At 56.3% G+C, this 21,160-nt stretch carries 18 protein-coding genes and 1 pseudogene; 14 read left to right on the plus strand and 5 right to left on the minus strand.

Annotated features, from left to right (window positions below):
- Positions 1-205, plus strand: a 205-nt coding sequence (locus LEP6406_RS34270; RefSeq protein ID WP_225886522.1) for a hypothetical protein, incomplete at its 5' end; no start/stop codon positions are given.
- Here LEP6406_RS34270 and LEP6406_RS27900 read toward each other — a convergent pair.
- Complete coding sequence (locus LEP6406_RS27900; RefSeq protein WP_008315412.1) at positions 178-396, minus strand: hypothetical protein; 219 nt, start codon at positions 394-396, stop codon at positions 178-180. The genes LEP6406_RS34270 and LEP6406_RS27900 overlap by 28 nt on opposite strands.
- Before the next feature lie 304 nt (positions 397-700).
- On the opposite strand from LEP6406_RS27900, the pseudogene LEP6406_RS32125 reads away from it, so the two are divergent.
- From LEP6406_RS32125 to LEP6406_RS0212605, 3 genes and pseudogenes are all read left to right on the plus strand, one after another.
- Positions 701-904, plus strand: a pseudogene (locus tag LEP6406_RS32125) (DUF4277 domain-containing protein); the annotation flags it as partial.
- Positions 905-1,028: 124 nt separating this feature from the next.
- A complete protein-coding gene (locus tag LEP6406_RS0212600; protein ID WP_008317712.1) occupies positions 1,029-1,283 on the plus strand; it encodes a CopG family ribbon-helix-helix protein in 255 nt (84 codons plus the stop codon).
- A gap of 3 nt (positions 1,284-1,286) precedes the next feature.
- Complete coding sequence (locus LEP6406_RS0212605) at positions 1,287-1,643, plus strand: type II toxin-antitoxin system PemK/MazF family toxin (protein ID WP_008317710.1); 357 nt, start codon at positions 1,287-1,289, stop codon at positions 1,641-1,643.
- Between the two features lie 175 nt (positions 1,644-1,818).
- Here the strand turns inward: LEP6406_RS0212605 and LEP6406_RS0212610 are convergent, their stop codons facing one another.
- Complete coding sequence (locus LEP6406_RS0212610; protein ID WP_008317708.1) at positions 1,819-2,691, minus strand: hypothetical protein; 873 nt, start codon at positions 2,689-2,691, stop codon at positions 1,819-1,821.
- Positions 2,692-3,024: 333 nt separating this feature from the next.
- On the opposite strand from LEP6406_RS0212610, the gene LEP6406_RS34790 reads away from it, so the two are divergent.
- The 3 genes from LEP6406_RS34790 (at position 3,025) to LEP6406_RS0212620 (ending at position 5,765) form a co-directional block, all read left to right on the plus strand.
- Complete coding sequence (locus LEP6406_RS34790) at positions 3,025-3,153, plus strand: hypothetical protein (RefSeq protein ID WP_263971171.1); 129 nt, start codon at positions 3,025-3,027, stop codon at positions 3,151-3,153.
- Between the two features lie 358 nt (positions 3,154-3,511).
- Positions 3,512-4,363, plus strand: coding sequence for a hypothetical protein (locus LEP6406_RS0212615; RefSeq protein WP_008317704.1), 852 nt, complete (start codon positions 3,512-3,514; stop codon positions 4,361-4,363).
- Between the two features lie 157 nt (positions 4,364-4,520).
- Positions 4,521-5,765: an alpha/beta hydrolase gene (locus tag LEP6406_RS0212620; protein WP_008317702.1), complete on the plus strand. Its 1,245-nt coding sequence runs from the start codon at positions 4,521-4,523 to the stop codon at positions 5,763-5,765.
- 542 nt (positions 5,766-6,307) lie between these two features.
- On the opposite strand, the gene LEP6406_RS0212625 is transcribed toward LEP6406_RS0212620, so the two are convergent.
- Positions 6,308-8,506 carry a pentapeptide repeat-containing protein gene (locus LEP6406_RS0212625; RefSeq protein WP_008317700.1) on the minus strand — a complete coding sequence of 733 codons (2,199 nt, stop codon included), beginning with the start codon at positions 8,504-8,506 and terminating at the stop codon, positions 6,308-6,310.
- A gap of 112 nt (positions 8,507-8,618) precedes the next feature.
- Here LEP6406_RS0212625 and trxA point away from each other — a divergent pair, with 112 nt between their 5' ends.
- Genes trxA through LEP6406_RS0212640 form a run of 3 tightly spaced genes read left to right on the plus strand, consistent with a single transcriptional unit; the run spans position 8,619 to position 10,087 of the window.
- Positions 8,619-8,936 carry a thioredoxin gene (gene trxA, locus LEP6406_RS0212630; protein WP_008317698.1) on the plus strand — a complete coding sequence of 106 codons (318 nt, stop codon included), beginning with the start codon at positions 8,619-8,621 and terminating at the stop codon, positions 8,934-8,936.
- 41 nt (positions 8,937-8,977) lie between these two features.
- Positions 8,978-9,499 carry a 2-amino-4-hydroxy-6-hydroxymethyldihydropteridine diphosphokinase gene (gene folK, locus LEP6406_RS0212635; protein ID WP_008317696.1) on the plus strand — a complete coding sequence of 174 codons (522 nt, stop codon included), beginning with the start codon at positions 8,978-8,980 and terminating at the stop codon, positions 9,497-9,499.
- Between the two features lie 39 nt (positions 9,500-9,538).
- Positions 9,539-10,087 (plus strand): NUDIX hydrolase, encoded by a 549-nt coding sequence (locus LEP6406_RS0212640; RefSeq protein WP_008317695.1) that lies wholly within the window; start codon positions 9,539-9,541, stop codon positions 10,085-10,087.
- 69 nt (positions 10,088-10,156) lie between these two features.
- Here LEP6406_RS0212640 and aroF read toward each other — a convergent pair whose 3' ends face one another.
- Complete coding sequence (gene aroF / locus LEP6406_RS0212645; protein WP_008317694.1) at positions 10,157-11,032, minus strand: 3-deoxy-7-phosphoheptulonate synthase; 876 nt, start codon at positions 11,030-11,032, stop codon at positions 10,157-10,159.
- A gap of 848 nt (positions 11,033-11,880) precedes the next feature.
- Here aroF and groL point away from each other — a divergent pair.
- The 3 genes from groL (at position 11,881) to LEP6406_RS0212660 (ending at position 17,883) form a co-directional block, all read left to right on the plus strand.
- Positions 11,881-13,557: a chaperonin GroEL gene (gene groL / locus LEP6406_RS0212650; protein WP_027269099.1), complete on the plus strand. Its 1,677-nt coding sequence runs from the start codon at positions 11,881-11,883 to the stop codon at positions 13,555-13,557.
- Positions 13,558-14,279: 722 nt separating this feature from the next.
- Positions 14,280-15,620 (plus strand): pentapeptide repeat-containing protein, encoded by a 1,341-nt coding sequence (locus tag LEP6406_RS0212655; protein ID WP_008317691.1) that lies wholly within the window; start codon positions 14,280-14,282, stop codon positions 15,618-15,620.
- Between the two features lie 592 nt (positions 15,621-16,212).
- The gene (locus LEP6406_RS0212660) at positions 16,213-17,883 is read left to right on the plus strand and encodes a zinc metalloprotease HtpX (protein WP_263971172.1); all 1,671 of its coding nucleotides are present in this window, start codon (positions 16,213-16,215) and stop codon (positions 17,881-17,883) included.
- 431 nt (positions 17,884-18,314) lie between these two features.
- Here LEP6406_RS0212660 and LEP6406_RS0212665 read toward each other — a convergent pair whose 3' ends face one another.
- Positions 18,315-19,364, minus strand: coding sequence for a Gfo/Idh/MocA family protein (locus LEP6406_RS0212665; RefSeq protein ID WP_036030336.1), 1,050 nt, complete (start codon positions 19,362-19,364; stop codon positions 18,315-18,317).
- Positions 19,365-19,916: 552 nt separating this feature from the next.
- On the opposite strand from LEP6406_RS0212665, the gene LEP6406_RS0212670 reads away from it, so the two are divergent.
- The gene (locus LEP6406_RS0212670) at positions 19,917-21,077 is read left to right on the plus strand and encodes a serine hydrolase domain-containing protein (RefSeq protein WP_008317687.1); all 1,161 of its coding nucleotides are present in this window, start codon (positions 19,917-19,919) and stop codon (positions 21,075-21,077) included.
- The last annotated feature ends 83 nt before the right edge of the window (positions 21,078-21,160 follow it).

The raw sequence follows: 21,160 nt of genomic DNA on the forward strand, positions 1-21,160 counted from the left end.
TGTAGTTGTGGTAAACCCTAGAATTCCAAGAATGCCAGGAGCCGAAGAAGTAACTGTAGCAATTGTTACAGAGCCTGTCCCAGTAGCTGCCGCTGCACTAGTAATAGCGCTTACAATTTTCAAGTCATCCATAGCTCTTCCCTTCTGTAAAGGATCAATGAAAGCAGATGTGTTTTCTTACTCAAAAAGCTTTTTAATGCCGTAGGCTGCTATCCCAACTATTACTCCGGCTCCAACAACTGGAGTAGCGCCAACTGCAATAGCACCAAAACCTCCAGCCAAACCCATATTTCCAACCATAGCCGCGATACCAGCTCCCACAAAACCGCCACCAGCAGCAAACCCTGCTGCTTCCTTGAAATCCTTACCCTTGCCTTCGCCCTTACCACTCTTCATTATGCCGCTTCCTCTAAAGAGTAATTTTATACAATCTAGCCCAATCTTCTACTCACGGCAAAGTAGGTACAAGTGGGGAGAACCGAACTTTGACACGTCCCTCCCCGACGCTCCTGCGTCCTCAAAACGGGACCAACCATGGGCAAAGATTTGAACGTCCCAGGATGTTTTCCTACGGGGGATTACTTTGTAGAGGGGTGAGGGCGTGTATAGCCTAACGGCATTCAAGAAAGGCATAGCCTGTGCCCGTAAGTGAAGCCGCTCCAAAGAAGCTAAGGCTTAGGGGACAGTAGGATCAGGACCGATCGCGGTTTTGTGGGTTGCTTCTGATGATGAGTTGGATGACCCCATCATCGCAGGGACCATAGATCAGATGGGTCTAGAGGAGCGCGTTAATAACTGCCTGGGCACCCATGCGCAGCAGATCGTGAGTCCTGGGCAAGGGCTAAAAGCGATGATTTTGGATCTTTCCGCGCCCCTGCTGATTCTGTTGCCCTTGGGGATAGGCGCTCCTGAGGTTAGCCCCTGGCTCTGTGCGGGTAATGGTCTGACCCTCGCGATCGCCCAATGAATGACATCAATAGTATGATTAGCAATAATATATTGCATCATACTATTGATGTGGCTAACCCATGAGCATTTCCCCACCCAAGCGTCGGATATCAGTGACGATCGATGCTGAGTTGCTGGATGCTGTCGATCAGTTTGCGGACAACCGCTCGGCGGCGATTGAAGAGGCGCTAAGGCTGTGGCGCATCCAGAAAATCGACGATCAGTTGAGGCAGTATTACCAGTACCGCAGTCAGGCAGACATCCAGGAGGAAGAGCAGTGGGCCGCTCTGGCTGAGCAGCAACTTGATGAAACCCTAGAAACCGAGGGGTTGTAAGGCATGGGGGCGAGTTACCCGCAGCAAGGGCAGGTCTATTTGATCAAGGCGCTGCAATCGCTAGGCGATACGAAAAAGCGTCCGGCAGTGGTGGTATCGATGGATTTACGCAACGAGTTGAGCCGCACGGTACTGGTGGTGCCATTCACCAGCGATGTCGGCAGTGGTGAGACCCCAACGCGAATCCTCGTTCCGGCTGGGGAAGGGGGACTGGAAATGGATTCTTTAGCAATCTGCGATAACATTTTGGCGATTCGCAAACCTTATCTAGAGCAAGGTCCCTACGGTCAGATTAGCGCTGGGCTACTGCGACAGATTCAGCAAGGGATTCAGATTGCGATCGGAATTTACCCTATTTAAATGGCTGAGAAAAGCCGAAAAATGGCTGGAAAAAGACGAACGTGGCGTTATGCGTTGGTTTTGGTAATCTGATTGATTCGCCGTGCAATCTGTTTGCATCCTGAAAACCGGCAGCCACTTGTGAGTAAATCAGACATTTAGGGCAACTCGTCAGGGAGTGCCCTGACTAAAGCGCTCAATGAGCTTCAATCTCTAAGTTCAGCATCGTAATCCAGCTCTGTGGGCTACCTGCCGCCGCCAAATCGCTGACCAGCAGAGGCTGTGAAGGATTTGCCACAATGCTGAAGCCCTTGGGATTCTCAATGAAGGCCATCGTTTCCTGAAGCACCTTTGCTGAGGCCGGGTCATCCGGCGAGATGAAAAGCTGCGCTGTTTCCGATAGGGTGGTTGCTAGCTGTGTCTTAACCTCCCCAACTTCTTGGTTGCTCTCGGCAGCCATAGAAGCCAGTAGATTTTCTGCAAAGGAGTGGTCCTGGTACACGATTTTTGCCGCGTGCAAGGTCAGGTCAGGGTTGGCAGCGACACTAGGATCAAAATTGCTGACCTTCAAGGTCACCTCCAGGTAGCCGACCTGATCAGACCCGATGCGAAACTTTTCCAGCGTAGCTTCCTGGGAAGATTTCTTATACTCAAATTGGGTGTCTAGGTCAAACACAACAGGGTCTTCATAGCCAGCCTGCTGCATGGAAGGCAGTAGGATGGGCACATCATCGACGGGATTTCCAATGAACTGAATCCCTTTCATCGAAGCATCCAAGGCCGTCACAAAGTCAGCCTCGTGGTCAAACTTCCGAATGACGACCTGATCAACAGTAACGCCTTCCTGCTGAGCGTTGATCGGCACGATACTGACATTTTTCACAGTCACGTTAGATCGAAACGGACTAGCGCTGACACTCCCATATTCAATAATGAGATCATCTTCGACCTCTACAACAAACTCATTAATCCTGGCTTCAGCCGTCTTTGTAGCGTAGATATTCATGCCGGCATACAGCACAACCGTTGCTGCACTGATGCCAATACCGATGACAGCCAGCTTTTTCATGGTGAAGCGCTCCTAATAAGTTTGATGGGTTCGTCAGAAATACCTTCAGCGGGGAGCAACTTTATTCCTGAAGCACCCGGTTGGTACAGGGACTGCTACCCATACGTCTGCACCTGAAGCGTCTGCGGCAAGGAAGTCAGGTAATTTCCCCGACGTTCCTGCGTCCTCGAAACGGGACAAACCGTGGGCGAAGGTTTTTCTGATCCCCTCTCCCTCCCTGGGTCGAGGTGTTCCACGATGGAACGGTTAGAGTATTCACTTAATTGGAATCATGAACTACTTGACCTTCGGGATTCTGCTCCTCCTGAGCGCCCTTGGCCTATTTCTGAGTCTGTGGATCGTTCCGCGCCCCTACGGATTCTGTTGCCCCTGGGGGTAGGGGCTCCTGAGGTGAGCCCCTGGCTCTGTGCGGGTAATGGTCTGGCCCTCGCGATCGCACTTTGGGCCAGAATTGCCCCTTAAACGCCACATCCCTAGCTTCCTCCAATCCACTGCACCGCGATAAATTCCTGCCCTTACAGCTCCGTGGCCAGAAAATCCGGAGTAATTCCAAATTTATCCGGATGGGGATCCTGGAGATTTGAACAAGTAGAGATGACTCTGCTTGTCCTTGGGATCGTGGGGTTAGAGGTGATCCTGCACCTCATGAATTGAAGATTTCAATTCTTCCGGCTCTTCCGGATTTGGGGCTGAAACGGTATCAAAGGATACGAAACCTTGCCTACTAGGTGGCTGAAACCCTTTGGTCTCGTAGCATAAGCCTAGCTTATGGCCTTAGACCCAGAAGAGCCATTCTTCCTGAAAGTTGTCATGGCCCATTATGTTGGACGATATTTCTCTGATCCGCAAGTATTTGCGGCAAGAATCCACACTGCTGTCTAATCCGCAACTGCGGATTCAGGCCCCCCAAGAAAATGTAGTACAACTGATCACCCGCAACGGGCAATTGCTGGCAACGGCAGACTTTAACCACCTGCCGCCACGGGTCTCTATTCGCCCCGGTAGTAACTATGAAGCCCTGCTGCATAAAATGCTGGTGGCACATCATTTTATACCGGAGGGTCAATGCGAGGGGAATAGGTTCTCTTGCTATGACTACCATCCCGTTCCCGATGGGTATAGGCTCCACGTCACTCCTGCTATGGATTTCTGGAAAAAGTGGTGGAGCCGCCATCGCTTCCTAGCTGCGGCAAAGCGGGGGGGCAGCCAAACGGATTTAATGGTGTTTACCCAGCGGAAATGGTATCCGGTACGAGATGTGATCAGCGATCGCGGGACCCTCTTCATCAAAACCTGGGTGGATGAAACTGGCCACACTGCTGCCGATCAATTGGTGTGGTTGTCAAAGGCAACTCTAGAGTCTGAGGAGGATAGGACTCAGCTTTTCTTTCCCCAAACGGAGGTGGAAAAAGCTCAGCTAAGGGCTCGATACGCTACAGCAATTCCCCAAATAGCCGTCAGACCCACCTCCCCCCAGCCGGATCTGCCAGCTTCTCCTGCCGCCAGTAGCCCTGATTCTCCTCAGGAGAACTGCTCTCCCACGGTTGCTGAGGCGCTGAAACAGGTGACCCGCTATTACCAAGGCAAACTGTATATCCAGACCCCCTTGGGATACCTGACTGTAGAAGGTGACAACCTGAAGTATGCCCTTGTGCCCCGGAGTCGGTCATAGAAGGGTAGGGGATCCCTGTTCAGGTGATAATCGTGCCAACGCTTTCGCGTTGATACCTCCCTCCCCGACAATCCTGCGTCCTCGAAACAGGACCAACCGTGGGCAAAGGTTTTGACCTCCCAGGATGTTGTCCTGAAATTTTGACTTGATGGGAATCATGCCCTACTTGACCTTCGGGATGCCGCTTCTCCTGAGCGCCCTTGGCCTCTTCCTGAGCCTCTGGATCCTGGTGCCCGCGCCCCTGCGGATTCTGTTGCCCTTGGGGGTAGGGGCTCCTGAGGTGAGCCCCTGGCTCTGTGCGGGCAATGGTCTAGCCCTTGCGATCGCACTTTGGGCCAGGGTGCTCCAGTCGTCAACAGCATCCCGTATCATCCACGGGGGGCATTGGGTTCCCCTGGTGGGCAGTCTGCTGGGCCTGGGTCTCAGCTTGGTACCCCTGAGCCAAGTGGGGGCGGCCAATGCTCAGATGGCCAGGGCCATGACGCAGGCATTGGGGGCAGACTACCTCACCCCCATCCCCGCTGCGGTGCAGGCCACCATGCGGCCCCAACCCTTTGTCTGGGTCGATAGCTTCCGGGGACTGACCCTGGCCCCAGGGCGTATCGATCGGGGCATCGTCTTTGCCCGCCCCCAGGGCATTCCCCTGGCTCTAAACCTCTATCGCCCCCTGGCTCCGGGAACCTATCCGGCCATTGTCATGATCTACGGTGGGGCGTGGCAGTCGGGCAGTCCAGAGAGTAACGAAGCCTTCAGTCGCTATATGGCCACCCAGGGGTACGCGGTGATCGCCATCGCCTACCGCCATGCCCCCCAATTTCGCTATCCCATCCAGCAGCAAGATGTGCAGTCGGCCTTGGCCTATATTCAGACCCATGGGGCAGCCTGGGGGGTGGATACTAGCCGGATCGCGCTGATGGGCCGTTCGGCGGGGGCACAGTTAGCCGCAATCGCAGCCTATGCCCCCGATTCTCCTATCCCCAATACGCCTTCAGTGCGGGCGGTCGTGAACTATTACGGCCCCGTGGACCTGACGGCGGGGTACGCAGATCCCCCCTTTCCCGACCCCATTGATACCCGTGGCGTGCTGGAAACCTTTCTGGGGGGCTCTCCCCAAGCAGTGCCCGATCTTTACCACCAGGCATCCCCCGCTACCTACGTCCGGTCCAATTTGCCCCCCACCCTCCTGGTGTATGCCGGACGGGACCATGTGGTGCAGGCCAAATTTGGCCGCCAATTGCACCGCCAACTCCAAGCCGCAGGTAACCAGGCCATCTTTCTAGAAATCCCCTGGGCCGAACACGCTTTTGATGCCGTGTTCAACGGCGTCAGCAACCAGTTGGCACTCTATTACACAGAACGGTTTCTGGCTTGGGCACTTTATGCGGAAACTACAGGAGAATAGATTTAGGGACTGGTGGGGTGTCGAGAACCCCTCTGCTGATCCCACGATCCCTTTAGGGTGAGATCCATAGCTATAATCTTGGCAATCCGTTTCAGCATTCACCTATTCTCATGTCAACTCTTGAGCAAATTGAAGCAAGGCTAACCCAGCCCATCCGTCTCTGCATTTCAAAAAATTGGGCAAGAAATATTGGTCAGTGCGGGCTGGGTTGAGTCATCGAGCTTTGGGAGTTGAGGTTGAAACTGGAATTTCTGGATTGGGACACACACGGAGTATGACAAGCTTATTGACAAGCTGTGACTGTTGGTTCTGGGCACAACTTTGGAAGGTTGGCTGTTTTTAGAAAGAGGAATCAGGGATTTCAGCCTCTAGTTCAGGAGTTGAAACCCTGATGCTTGCCCTAGTACCGCAGGGCGTAAATCAGTTCACTATTGTCGCACCAGCTCAACATTTTCCGGTCCCCTCCTCCCAAGGGGAGAGGGCTAGGGTGAGGGGCCGAGTGTGCCACGATGGAACGGCCAGGGTATTTCCGCCGCAGAGTACTAGAAATACAGGAGCAAATTTAGTCCCGGAATCGTGCGGGAAAAAGTCCATAGCAGCAGCGTCACATAGAGCAGCCCCACGGCCCACTGGTACCACACCAGCGCTGTCACCAGTCCCGGCACCTGCTCGTCCCGCAGGCGCAAGTCATTGAAGCCAAACTTAAACCAGTTATTCAGGCTGAAGTCGTAGTAGTACAGCCAAGTGCGGCGGCGGTCCCAGGGGATGGGTACATAGCGATCGCGAAAGAAGGCAAAACTGGGCAGGATCGGTAGGCGGGCGATAAGCAGACGCAACTGACGGGCGCTGCCATCCTCCATTAAGTAACTGCTGTCTAGCAAATCGTGGTAGCGCCCTTGGCGATAGAGGGCTGCGATCAGCAGCAACGGCACGGGGAGGACAACAAGAACTAGGGTCAAGAGGGTGAGTCCCGGCCAGTCGCTGAGGCGCACCACCGTTAGGACACCAGCTCCACCGATTCCCAGGCTACTCATCCCCATCCAGGCGACATCCTCGGGGGAAGGGGCAATGGGCGTGGGGATGCGGCGGCGATAGCGATCCATGCCCCAAAACAGCAGCGTTGACATTGTCACTGCCACCATGCCGACCCCCAGCACTAGTCCGACGCTGGTGCCGTAGTGGCTGGTCAAGAGCAGCACCGAGAGCCCCAGCCAGCGCAGGGCTAAGGCCAACCGTGCCCCCCAGGGCCGTGCCGGAAGGGCCACAATGCGATCGCGCACCTTGACATAGGCCGCGAGATCCACCTCCTCAAGGTTGAGCACATCCTGAGCGCTGAGAAGCGGCGATTCCTGACGTTGCTGGAGGATAGCATCAGCTTGGTTGGCACTAAAGCCCAGGGTCATGAGACGGGCAGTGGAGGCCGTATTCAGGTTCACCGCCGTGAGCTGCTTTTGCAAAACCTCCAATCGCAGCCGCTCCGTGGTGTATTCAATCTGGTTGGCATCGGCAATCTGCTCCAGTTGGCGAAAGTTGCGCACCCAGTTTCGTAACAGGGTTTCATTACCCACCAAATTCGGGACCGAGAGCACCTGACCAATCTGCCCCGGACTGCCCAGAATTTCCCCTTGGTCGGCGTTGAACTCCATCGCCGCCCCATTAATTCGCACCCCTGGCAGAAAAACGCCATCACCAAAGTCCACCCGACGCAGCACCGTCGTCCCCCGTAGGTTCACCAGTTGACTAAAGCGGGCCTGTCGCAAACTTAGAGGAGCTTCCAAACGGGCCTCCGTCAGAAACAATTCCCCCTCAAAGCTACTTTTGACAAAGGAGCCTGCCCCCTGCCAGATGGTTTTGGCAAAGTCAGCGTTGCCCTGAAACCGGACCCGGCTAAAGCTGGCGTCGGTGGCAAATTGCACCTGGGCGAATCCTGCTGTGGCCCCAAACTCACTGCCCTGGAAGGTAACGGGGCCAGTAAAGCTAGCTTGGATAAAGCGCGCCCGGTTAAAGAATAAGCTATTGCGAAAGCGGGTATCCCCTTGCCACTGACTGGCAATAAAGGTAACGGGCTGGCTAAAGCGGCTTTCGGTGAAGGCGGCTCCCTGGGTAAACCGGACCCCTGGCCCATTTACGGGGCCGAGGAAGAAAATATCGGCCCCATTCACTGGTCCCTCAAACCGGGTCTGGGCCAGAATCAGCGGCCCTCGAAACAGAAAAATGCCCTGGGTGGATGCCTGGGGCTGGAGCAATAGCGATCGCGATAGTTGACTGAGTTGTAACAGACGACGGCGATCTTGCTTGAGTTGGGCCTGTTCGGCTTCGGTGAGGAGGGGAAACAGGGCCTCCCCATAAAGGGGTTCCCGCAGGCTTAACTGGCGCAGGTCGAGTTCCCCTTGAATCTGGCTATTGCTCAGGTCTAGGGTAATGGCCGTATTGCCGCTCTGGAGCATCTGCCGCACTTGGCGATAAAAGCGATCGCGAAATTCCCCATTCTCGGGACGTAGGTCGATCACCAGTCGCCGCAGATCTAGGGTGGGTTTTCCCTCCCGCTGGATGGGATGGTCGAGGCGTTGCTGTAACAGTTCCGACGTGAGCAGCACCGGGCTATCCGTTGCCCAGGCCGAACTACCGCCCCCAAAGCTAGTGAGCAGGATCAGTAACAGGCAGAGAAGGGCGATGGTCAGGGACCGGCCCGAAGGGGCCATCGCGGTTGCTTTCAGCCGATATCCCAGATATTTCAACACCAGCCTCTCCACGCCCAACCGCCCAGAAGAAATCTACAGACTTCCGAAGAAAACACCAGGCCCACCACGGCTACTTTTACCATGGAGGGGTCAGCCTCTCCCCGGATCACCCATGGCTACTAAGCAACAGTTCACTAGCTTCTCAGACCTGCTGAGTCAAAGCGACCTGCCCATCCTCGTAGACTTCTACGCCACCTGGTGCGGTCCCTGTCAAATGATGGCCCCCATTTTGGAGCAGGTCAGCCGCCAACTCCGGGGGCAGATCAAAATCGTCAAGATTGATAGCGATCGCTATCCCCAACTGGCTTCCCAATACCAAATCCAAGCCCTACCCACCCTGGTACTGTTCAAACAGGGCCAGCCCATTGCCCGCATCGAAGGGGTTCAGCAGGCAGAACAACTGGTGCAACGTATCCAGGCCCACCTCTAGTGGAGATGGGGAGAATTGGGGGTCTGAGGGAGGGACGCAACATGACGTGGGTTTCCTGCGCGATCGCCCTAGGCAGCAACCTAGGGCCGTCCTCGGATATTCTCAAAGGTGCGATCGCGGCCCTAGCCCGCCATCCCCAAATCCAAGGCGTCCTAGGTTCCCGCATTTACAAAACCGCCCCCGTAGGGCCACCCCAGCCCGACTATCTGAATGCCTGTGTACGGCTCACCACCGCTCTCGCTCCAGAGGAACTGCTCCGCAGCCTACTCCGCATCGAAGCCAGTTTTGGGCGAGAGCGCCGTGAACGTTGGGGTCCGCGCCACCTCGACCTCGACCTACTGCTGTTCGGCGACTTAGTGATGATGACCCCCTCCCTGCAACTACCCCACCCCCGAATGCACGAACGGGCCTTTGTCCTAGTGCCCCTGGCGGAGATCGCAGCGGACTGGGTAGATCCCATCTCCGGCAAAACCATTGCCGAGCTAGTTCAAGGCATTTCCACCACTGGCGTTGACCTGTGGGCTGACCCCACTCTCCCCCCTCACCCTGACCAGAGAAGATAGGCAGGTAGAATACATAGACCTATAGAGTTCTACCTAGCTATGCCCCTCGGTCAAGAACCGCCCCAACTGCTCAAGCAACATCTCCTCTATCAGGGTCGCAAATTCAACTTTGAGGTTAACGCCCTCAGGTTGCCCAACAAAGCCGAAGGGCAATGGGAATGCATTCGCCATCCCGGCGGGGCCTTGGCCGTGCCCGTCACCTCCCAGGGAGAACTGGTGCTGGTACGGCAATATCGCTTTGCCCTCCAAGGTCGCCTCCTAGAGTTCCCCGCTGGCACCGTAGAACCCGACGAAACCCCCGCCACCACCATTCAACGGGAAATCGAAGAAGAAACGGGCTACCGTGCCCAAACCTGGAAATCCCTAGGCAGTTTTCCCCTGGCTCCCGGCTACTCCGACGAGTTGATCTACGCCTTCCTCGCAACCGACTTAGAAAAGATCGACCTGCCCCCAGCGGGAGACGACGACGAGGATATCGAAGTCGTGCTCATGTCTCCCGAACGCCTTGAGAAGGCCATCCTAGCGGGGGAAGCCGTAGATGCAAAATCCATCGCCAGCTTTTTCCTCGCCAAGCCTTTTTTGGGCTGAACCGGATAGGTCGAACCAGAATCGCCCCTGAGCGGTTCCCCGAGGGAGTCTATTCCCTCGGGGAAGGCGCTATCGGGCACTAACGACCCCTAGACAAGGCTGAACCTGTGGCATCGGTTGGGGAATGTGACGACCCACCGCCGCTGCAATGGGTCGCAGGTGATCCACGAGTGCCACCATCGCCTCCAGGGATAGTGCCTGCCGTGCATCAGACACCGACGCCTCCGGAACCGGATGACATTCCACCATCACCCCGTCAGCCCCCGCCGCGATCGCAGCCTGGGCCAACCCCAGCACCAACTCTCGCTTCCCTGTCGCGTGGCTGGGGTCCACAATCACTGGTAGATGGGTGATTTGCTTCAGGGCCACCACCGCCCCCAAGTCCAGAACATTACGGGTATAGGGGTCAAAACTGCGAATGCCCCGTTCACAGAGAATCACCTGAGTATTGCCGTGGGCCGCAATGTATTCCGCCGCCATGACGAACTCCTCCAGCGTGGCCGCTAGCCCCCGCTTCAGCACCACAGGCTTATCCACCTGCCCCAACGCCTTCAGCAGGTCAAAATTTTGCATATTGCGGCTGCCCACTTGGAGGACATCAGCATGGGTTGCGATCGCATCGATCTGGTGCATCGCCATCACCTCCGTAATCACCGGCACCCGGTACAAACGGCGCACCCGATCTAGAATCGCCAGCCCGTTTTCCCCCAGCCCTTGGAAGCTGTAGGGAGACGTGCGAGGCTTGAAGACCCCACCCCGGAGCGCCTGCACCGGAGCCGCTGCCAAAGCCTTAGCCACGGTTTCCATTTGCTCTAGACTCTCCACAGCACAGGGACCACCCACAATCAGCAACTCAGGGCCACCCACCGTAACCTCAGGGGTCAAGTGAATCACGGTAGTCGGTACAGTAGCGTCAGTTTTAGCGATCAGTTTGGCGTTTTGCATGGGTTTAGAATTGAAAAGAGATTTGCGATAGAAAAAGGTTTAGAGCGTTGCAGAAAAGGATGAAACACACACGCTAGGCAGAACTTCTGGGCAAGCGGTGATAGCAAAGGGCACCAACAAAAAGCCCTGGAACCGGGGGCGGCTCCAGGGCTGATCATCGGGCACCATGCCGAGTCACCCGGAGCCTGTCCCGGCAAAAAAGTAAAACCAAAAACCGTAGGTGGAACTAGGGAAATAGGACATGGGGAAACTCACGGTAGAGACTGGGGCAGGCGGTGGCCTAAAAACGCAAAAACCGCAGAGGGGACTCTGCGGTTCACTGGGGGTGGTCAGCACAAGCTGAATTCACGACCCGTGAACCCTGCTAAACCACCAAAAATAGAAAAAAGAAACTTGTGCCGTCAAGGACTGCATGGATTGCCTGTGCTATGACCTGCTGGTTAGCGTAACAACCCCCTCCCGAAAACGTCAACCCTAGGCGCACAAACCGCGCCCCTACCATTGGTGGCACATCCTGCATTGGACGCGGAAACCACACCCCTACCATTGGCGGCATCCTGCATTGGGCGCGGAAACCGCGCCCCTACGGCAAATGCAATTCAAAATTCAAAACTTAAAATTCCTGTCACCTGTCACCTGTCACCTGTCACCACCACCCCATCACCCCTAAGCCCTCCGGGCAGGCTTCGCCAACACCCCAATACCCCATCACCCCAATACCCCAACACCCCCCAGAGGACGGTTATTGCGACTTATCCCCCCCTACAGAGAGCGGTATGCTATCGGAGTTAGCACTCACCCAATGGGAGTGCCAGCACTTCAATTGCAGAAACCTACAGAGACGGGATATGGCGAAACTAGTCATTTTCGATGAAGCGTCACGACAGGCGCTCGAAAAGGGGGTCAACGCGCTCGCAGACGCAGTCAAGATTACCCTCGGTCCCCGTGGCCGCAACGTGGTCCTAGAGAAAAAATATGGGGCACCCCAGATCGTCAACGATGGCATCACCATCGCTAAAGAAATTGAACTAGAGAACCCCTATGAGAACACCGGGGCCAGACTCATCCAAGAGGTCGCCTCTAAAACCAAGGATCTGGCCGGGGATGGTACCACCACCGCAACCGTCCTAGCCCAAGCCATGATTCGGGAAGGGCTGAAAAACGTGGCCGCTGGCAGCAACCCCATCAGTCTGCGTCGGGGTATTGATAAAGCCGTCGCTACCCTGGTGGCAGAAATTGCCGCGATCGCACGTCCCGTCGAAGGCAATGCGATCTCCCAAGTCGCCGCCGTATCAGCAGGCAGCGACGAAGAAGTGGGCCGGATGATCTCCGACGCCATGGACAAGGTGACCAAAGACGGCGTGATCACCGTTGAAGAATCCAAATCCCTCACCACCGAACTAGACGTGGTAGAAGGGATGCAGTTCGATCGCGGCTACATTTCCCCCTACTTCGTGACCGACCAAGAACGCATGGTCACGGAGCTAGAGAATGCCCGCATTCTCATCACCGACAAAAAAATCGGCTCCATCCAAGATCTCGTCACGGTGCTAGAGCGTGTTGCTCGGGAAAGCACTCCTCTGCTGATTATTGCTGAAGATCTAGAAGGGGAAGCCCTCGCCACCCTAGTCGTGAACAAAGCTCGGGGGGTGCTAAATGTTGCAGCAGTGAAAGCTCCCAGCTTTGGCGATCGCCGCAAATCCATGCTGCAAGACATTGCTGTCCTCACCGGCGGCCAAGTCATCTCCGAGGAGGTCGGTCTGAATTTGGAAACAGCCACTCTGGAAATGCTGGGCAGCGCTAGCAAGATCACCATCACCAAAGACACCACCACCATCGTGTCTGAGGGCGGCAATAAGGCGGATATCGACAAACGCATCGCCCAGATCCGCCAGGAACTGGACCGCACCGACTCCGATTACGACAAGGAAAAACTGGCCGAGCGCCTAGCCAAACTGGCAGGTGGTGTCGCCGTGATCAAGGTCGGAGCCGCCACGGAAACCGAACTGAAGGATCGGAAGCTCCGCATTGAAGATGCCCTCAGTGCCACCAAGGCCGCTGTGGAGGAAGGCATTGTACCCGGTGGTGGAGCCACCCTGCTGCACCTAGCGAAAAAGCTGGAGGCGGTTAAGACGGGCCTGGATGCTGAAACCCAAACCGGTGTAGACATCGTCATCAAAGCCCTAGAAGCTCCGCTACGTCAGATCGCCGATAATGCCGGTGCCGAAGGCAGCGTGATCGTAGAAAAGGTCCGCGTTCTGGATGGCAACTATGGCTACAACGCCATGACCGGGGAGTTAGAAGACCTGGTAGCCAGCGGCATCATTGACCCCGCCAAGGTAGTGCGTTCTGCCCTGCAAGATGCAGCCTCCATTGCCGGTATGGTGCTGACCACAGAAGTCCTCATTGTGGAGAAACCTGAGCCTCCGGCCCCTGCTGGTGGTGGTGATCCCGGCATGGGCGGCATGGGCGGCATGGGTGGCATGGGTGGCATGGGTGGCATGGGTGGCATGGGCATGATGTAGTCCTCGCCTTGCTCCTAACCTGACGCCATAGAGCCAAAACCGGGGAGATCATTCGTGATCTCCCCGGTTTTGTATGACCTCACCCTATGGCTTAGCCTGCCCGATAGGGCTTAGGGCTTAGGGGTGAGGGCCAAGATGTGTGGACACAGCAGTCCCAAGGGCAGAGCCAGGGTAAGGGAAGTTTCTTCCGGGCATTACCTAACATTTTGAGTTGGGTCGGTTGCTCCGCAGGAGCAACCGAGTTGTATAGCCCTTCGGGCAATAGCCGACCGGGGAACCACCCACCACCGCGAGCAACCGCCCTGGGGAGCAACCGAGTTGTATAGCCCTTCGGGCAATAGCCTCCGGCATGGCTACGCTAAGGCTAACGCTAGGGCGGAGCCTGCCCGGAGGGCATAGGACAAGCAAGGGATTGCCCCTACGCGACATCTTGCATTGGGCGCGGAAACCGCGCCCCTACCCCAAAGCCCACACACGGGTCACCCGGCAACAAGGGCAACCACAAGGGATTGAACGTAGGGGCAATCCTGGATTACCCGGCACTGGGTAGGGCGGGTTTTGAGCCTCCCATCCTGAATTACCCGCTACATAAGGGCTAAACCCGCCCCTACAGGATTTACCCCACCACCCCATCACCCCATCACCCCATCACCCCATCACCCCACCCTTGCCCCCCGCCACCACGATCGCCATCATAGGAACATCCCCTAGAGACCCCCGTTATGACTCCTATTACGATGCGCCACAGCTTGCCCTGGTTGCTGGGGGGAATGCTACTGCTGTGTCCAGAGGCCATCGCAGCCAATCCCAACCACGTGACCCGTCTCGTGGAAACCCGTACCTGCACCGACTGCGATCTACGGGGGGCGGACCTGAATGGAGCCTACCTACGCCATGCCAACCTGCGGGGAGCAAATTTAGAAGGGGCGCGGCTAAATGGGGCAGACCTGCGGGATGCCTATTTAACCCGAGCAAATCTGTCAGGGGCAGATTTGCGTAACGCGGACCTGACCCGCGCCAACCTGACCCAGACTAATCTCAACCGGGCTCGCCTGCACAGAGCGGTGGTGACCGAGCAGACCGTACTGACGGACAAATGGCGACTGGTGCACCAGCTTGTCACCCTAGGGGTAGCTGGCGTGAACTTGGCTGGGATAGACCTGAGCAATGCCAATTTGGACGGGGTGGACTTCAGTAACTTAGATCTGACAGCTACGAATTTAGCGGGAACCTCCCTGGAGGGAGCCAGCTTCAACGGAGCGACCTTGTCGGAAGCCAATCTGGCGGCGGCGGATTTCTTCCTGGCGGATCTGCGATTGGCCACGGTGATCGATGCCGATCTCCAGGGAGGGAGCCTGCGGGCAGCGGATCTGCGATCGGCGGACTTGACGAGAACAAACCTCACTGAAGTGGATTTGGGTTTGTCTTACTTGGGAGAGGCAAATCTGACCCAGACCCAACTGCGGTTGGCGAACCTGTCTTCAGCAAATCTCACTGGTGCCGACTTGACCGACGCCGATCTCCTCCGTGCCAATCTTTTCCTCGCCGATCTCCAGGGAGCGGATCTGACGAGGGCGCGGCTGGAGGGGACGCGCTTGGTGGGGGCAAACCTGACGGGCAGCACCCTCAGTCTCAGTGACCTCCGGGGAGCACAGTTGGAGGCGGTGATTTCCGAAGGGGCTTCCCTGCAAGGGGTGGATTTGGCGGGGGCGAATCTACCTAATATCAATCTTCAGGGATCGGATTTGCGCGGCATCAACCTGAGTGGTGCGGTGCTGACGGCGGCTAATCTGGTGGATGTGCAGATGTCGGGGGGAAATTTGCGGGGAGCTAACCTGAGCGGGGCCAATCTGAGCGGTTCTGACCTATCCGCAATAGACCTGACGGGGGCGAATCTACGGGGGGCGGATCTGAGTCGTACGATTTTGACGGGGGCGGACTTGAGTGGCGCTGACCTCACCGATGCCTCCCTAGACCAAGCCAGTCTGGAGGGCATTCGGGTTTCGGCATCCACCAATTTCTGCGGCACGATTTTCCCGGACGGTGTGGCCCGCATTTGTTAAGGCCATTTCCCAAAAATATAGTTTCTGCATTGGACCCATAGCCATGTATCCCTACGAGATGGCCCTTCGGTCAGCCGGGATTTGCTGGGCCAGAAATCCCCTAAGGGATCTGCGGGTTAATAGTCTACCCAGTGGCCAGGTTTTCTCCCTTCGGGAGCAAGCCCGATCAGCGGAGCAGGGACGTTATTTTCCTGCGAGTCCCTAAGCAGGATTTGTAGGCTCCGGCTACCGTGTCAAGACTCGGAGTCGTTAAGTTTCATGGAAAAAGAGTGGGGGTTTCCGAAATCTTTAGCCTATGGTTGTGGATAGCATCAGTGTCGAATCTAGGCTGGATGTCCCGCCTGAAACCCGTATCGGATGGCATAGAACTTCACCGTTGCACAAGCGTTGCACTTGCGGTAGCTAAAGGCAGGCTGGAAGCCTGCGAGAACAAACCATGGCCGATAGTGCCATGGCGTATTCGGCCATTTCCGTACTATCCACTGACAGTTACACCCCGTGGGAGGTTGGTATGTCGTCTGTCAATCCTGAGGAGAGGTTCTCCTCTTCGCCCAAAGCAAGTCGAGCTGCGATCAGGGGCGTCAAAGTCGCTATGAAGGGTATCGGGGGCAGTCTAGCCCTAGCCTCCCTAGTAACCATGGGGCTTCTCTTTGGCATGGTCTTTGTGCTGCTGCTGGGGCTGGTCTTCATCATGGAGAGTGAGAACCCCAGTTTTGGATTAGCGATCGCAGTTGTACTCACCATCCTTTTCAACGCCGTCGTCTTTTTCCTGTCGCCATTCCTCATGGACCTGACCCAGCGCTGGCTCTACGGTACCCGCTGGGTTTCCCTAGCAGATATCCGCCGCCAGAGCCCTGAGGCGGCCCAAGTGATTGAGCAGGTCTGCCGAGAGCACAAACTCAAGCAGCCTCGCCTCGGCATCATCGACGACCAAAATCCCACCGCCTTCACCTACGGATCTTTGCCAGACACCGCCCGATTGGTGGTGAGTCAGGGGCTCTTCACCTATCTAGAGGATGAAGAGGTGGCCACGGTGTATGCCCATGAACTGGGCCACATCGTCCATTGGGACTTTGCCCTGATGACCCTGGCGGCAACCCTAGTGCAGGTCATGTACCTGATTTACGTTTTTGGTCAGCGGATGTCCCGAGGTGGCGGCGATAACAAGGCCAAGGATGTAGCCCAAAGTTTGGCCTTGGCCGCCTATGTGTTCTATATCGTGGGCACCTACCTGATTCTCTACCTGTCTCGGACTCGGGAATACTTTGCCGACCACTTTGCTGCTGAGTCTACGGGTAACCCCAACGCGCTCTCCCGTGCCCTGGTAAAAATCGCCTACGGCATTGTGGAGGAAGGACAACGGGAAAAGGAACCCAGCCGTCTGATGGAGGGCACCCGCGCCTTGGGGATCTACGATGCTAAGTCCGCTAACTCAACGGGTACCGCCTACCGGGTAGCCGCCAGCCCTGAGCGCGTGGGTCGGGTCTTCCTGTGGGATCTGTTTAACCCCTGGGGCTGGTGGATGGAATTGAACTCCACCCATCCCCTGACGGGCAAACGGGTGCGGGCCTTGAGCACCTATGCCGAGCAACTGGGCCTCACCATTGAATTCGATATGGGGCGGGTGGTGCAGGAGGGTAAACGCCTCAGTAAGCATCGGCTCTACGGCAATTTTGCCCTAGATATTCTGCTCTACACCGCTGAACCCTTGGGCCTAATCGTGGGCTTGATCGTGGGCTTACTGCTGCTGCCCACGGACTGGGGCTTCTTGATGGGAGCATTTCTGGGTCTGGGAGCTGGAATATTGGTGAAGCGCTCGGTGATGTACCCGGACTTCAACCGGGCTCCCCAGAGCGATGTGCTGACCCTGATGTCGGATCCCTACGCCAGCCCCCTGCGGGGACAGCCGGTGAAGTTGGATGGCAAACTGATTGGCCGGGGACAGGCGGGCTACAGCTTTGGCTCTGATCTGAAGCTCCAGGACAAAACGGGAATGCTATTCCTGCGCTATTCTTCGCGGTTTGGCCCCATTGGGAATTTCCTATTTGGAGCCAGTCAGGTGAAGGATCTGATCAACACCAGCGGCAGCACCCTGGGATGGTTCCGCCGGGGCATTGCGCCCTGGATGGATCTGATTCGCTACACCAGTGGCGGCAAAACGATCAACAGCTACCACCGATTCTGGTCGTTGATTTTGGGTGTCGGCTGCATCCTGGCGGGGATTATCCTGCCCATGGTGCTACCCCCCTTCAGCAGTTTCTAAGGCAATCTCCGGGGGAAACTCCAGTCCTCCCCCTTTCCAAGGGGGAGGACTGGAGGGGGTCAGGCCGGGATGCACATCAAACAGTGACTTATAGCGGTTCCCTAATGGATGAGGTACAGCTCAACTTGATGGCAATTCGGGGCACAAGGGGCTTAAGCCCCTTGCCTGTACTTAACCCGAGTGAGAAGCGCTATATGTGTACACCGTAGCCTCCTGGGAGAAGGGATCGGAAAATGTTGGACTGGTGCGGCAGTAGTTCCGGAAGATACTGTGCTAGCGCCTCAGGGTCAAGACTGCTGAGGTGCTAACACAGTATCTACAAGACTCACTCACCCGCGCAGGCGGGTTATAACCCTTCGGGTATGCTGCGCTAGTGGCTGTATAGGCGCGGTTTTAACTAACCGTCCCTTAACGTTTGTCAGTATCGGATACTAAACCGCCACCGCAGCGGCGGATTCCAGGCTGGAGGCCGCCAAGTCTGGGCCTTGCCAAGCCTTACCATCCAAGGCCATCTGTTCAATTAGGCTAGCTAGACGTAGAGCCTTGAGGGCCTGTTCTCCTCCGACAGAGGGCTGTTCTCCCCCACGAACACAGTTGACAAAGTGCTCTAGTTCCGCATGGAGCGGTTCAATATTACTGGTGTACACCTTTTCTATCAGCCCATCCTGGCGGTAGAGGACTTGACCGTAGTCGGTCATGGTGTTGGCGGTGGTTTGGCGGTGGATCAGAATCTCGTTATTGAGGAAATCTGCCTCCGTCAACGAATGTTTGCAGTGGGCCGCGATCGCACGAATTTTGCGATGGGTTACCTTGCTAGAGGTGAGGGTGGCGACGATGCCATTAGCAAAGCCCAGGGTGGCGGTCACGTAATCCAGATAGCTGGAATTGGGGGAACGGCTGCCACTGGCCGTGAGCTTCACCACCGGGGCCGCAGCCAGCTCCAACATCAGGTCAATGTCGTGGATCATCAGATCCAACACCACGGACACGTCATTGGCGCGGTTGGAATAGGGGCTCATGCGGCGGGCTTCCAGGGCTAGGAGTTCCTGGGTCCGCAGGACATTGTGAAGTTCCTTAAACGCGGGGTTGAAGCGCTCAATGTGCCCCACCTGCAAGATGGTGTTATATTCGGCTGCTGCGTTTACGAGGGATTCTGCCTCGGCAATGCTGGCGGCAATGGGTTTTTCAATCAGCACATGGATGCCCGCCTGCAAACAGGCCATACCGACGGCATGGTGGAGACGGGTGGGGACCGCCACACAGACTGCGTCCACATGGTCGAGCAAATCTTGATAGACCTCAAAAAACCGCACCTGATACTTACTGGCGGTATCCAGTCCTAGTTCGACATTAACGTCGGCAACCCCGACCAGCTCAACATCCTTTAGCCGACTTAGAACCCGAGCATGGTGCTGCCCCATGTTACCCACGCCAATAACGCCAACGCGAATGGGGATAGGGCAGTTGCGGTTATTATGCATATCGAAGTCTTGGGCTAGGTCCTGAGGGGTTGAGTCGCTGTGCACGCCTGTGCCTCCTAAAATTGGGGCTGCGGTACCGGGCGAGAATCTTTGCAAAAACATCAAGATACTACCACAGCCATCATTTTGTGACGTTTTATCCCCCTACCTCAAGACAGGGGCGGGGTAGGGGTTGAGCCTAGCTGGGGGACGGGAGTTTCTGCCCCCGATGCCCCTCTGAAGGTTTGAGGGTTTTCAGTCCCAAAAGGTTCCTCATGCCAATCTGTGCCGTAATTCTCCCATACCTTAAACTCCTTTACTGTGGGAGCGTACTGAGCCTGTTCTATAGCAACATGCATTTGGATTGCTTACATCCCTAAGGGCGCACAGTTGTGCGCCTCTACCGTGGGCGTACTGAATTGAGATAAATACCGCTATAGCAGAAGGTGCCAGTGTCTCCTATCTCGGATTGAAGGATGAGGCCAAAGTGTGAACCAGCCAGAGCGAGCCCTTTGGTCCAATGCAGGGAATGATTTCTTAGATGGAATATGGAATATTGTTGGCACAATCGCGATGGCTCATTTCTGGAAATATCCTCTGCTGGCAGGTGGTCTAGTGCTTCCCATCGCCCTCGCGACCCTAACCGACTGGCGGCTATTCACCCGCGCTGCCACCTATCCCGCTGCACCGATCATGGCGGTGGACTGGTACGAGCCGCTTCAAACCATTCCCGGCGATTCGGCCCCCCCCTTGCCCGAGCGGTCCTTAGGGGAGACCCCCCTCGATCCAGCGGCCCTAGCACAGGTGCGCGACTATGCTCAGCAACGCGACTCCATGGGGCTGATCGTGATGCACCAGGGTCATGTTGTGCTGGAGGACTATTGGCAGGGCTATGGCCCTAACTCCACCTTCAATTCCATGTCCATGGCCAAAACCCTGCTGGCATTGCTGATGGGAATTGCGATCGCAGAAGGGCACATCGAATCCCTAGAGACCCCCGCTGCCCAATACCTACCGGAGTGGCGAAATGACGCCCGAGCCGCCATCACCTTGAAAGACTTGCTCCACATGCAGTCGGGACTAAGAAATGATGACCGCTCCGACACCGTCACCTCCGATCTGGTGCAAATGTACCTGGGCTCCGATGTTATGGCTACAGCGCTGGCGATCCCCAGTCTCCGGCCCCCCGGCGAGATCTATGAGTACAACAATGTGAATACCCAGATCCTCAGCCTCGTGATTGAGCGAGCCACGGGGGAGCCCTATGCTGACTACCTTTCCAGCCGTTTGTGGCAACTCCTAGGAACTGCCGATGCCACCATCTGGCTAGATCGCCCCGACGGCAATCCCAAAACCTTCTGCTGTGTGTTTGCCACCGCCCGCGACTGGGCACGGGTGGGGCAGCTCATCCTAGACGGAGGCCGAGTGGGGGATCGTCAGATCGTTCCCGCCACCTGGATTGAGGCCATGGTCACGCCCTCTCCCCTAGAGCCCACCTTCGGCTACCACATCTGGGTTAAGGCCCGTACGCCAGACTACCCCAACGTCAATCAGGCAGCTACGGCTCCCTTCGTTGCCCCCACCTTTTACCTAGACGGAAGAGGACTCCAGCGAGTCTATATCATTCCTTCTCTGGACCTCATCGTTGTGCGCATGGGCGAAGATCCTCTCCAGTGGGACGATTCAGTTATTCCCAATACCCTACTAGGCCAGTTCCACCGCGCCCCAGAATGATGTCCCCTTCAGAATTTTCCCGTTAGGGATCTGCGGGTACGTTATTTTCCTGCGAGTCCCTCACAAAGACGCTTTCCTTTGCC

Origin of the sequence: Leptolyngbya sp. PCC 6406, assembly GCF_000332095.2 — a bacterium.
In the GTDB taxonomy this organism is placed as follows: Bacteria; Cyanobacteriota; Cyanobacteriia; order Phormidesmidales; family Phormidesmidaceae; genus PCC-6406.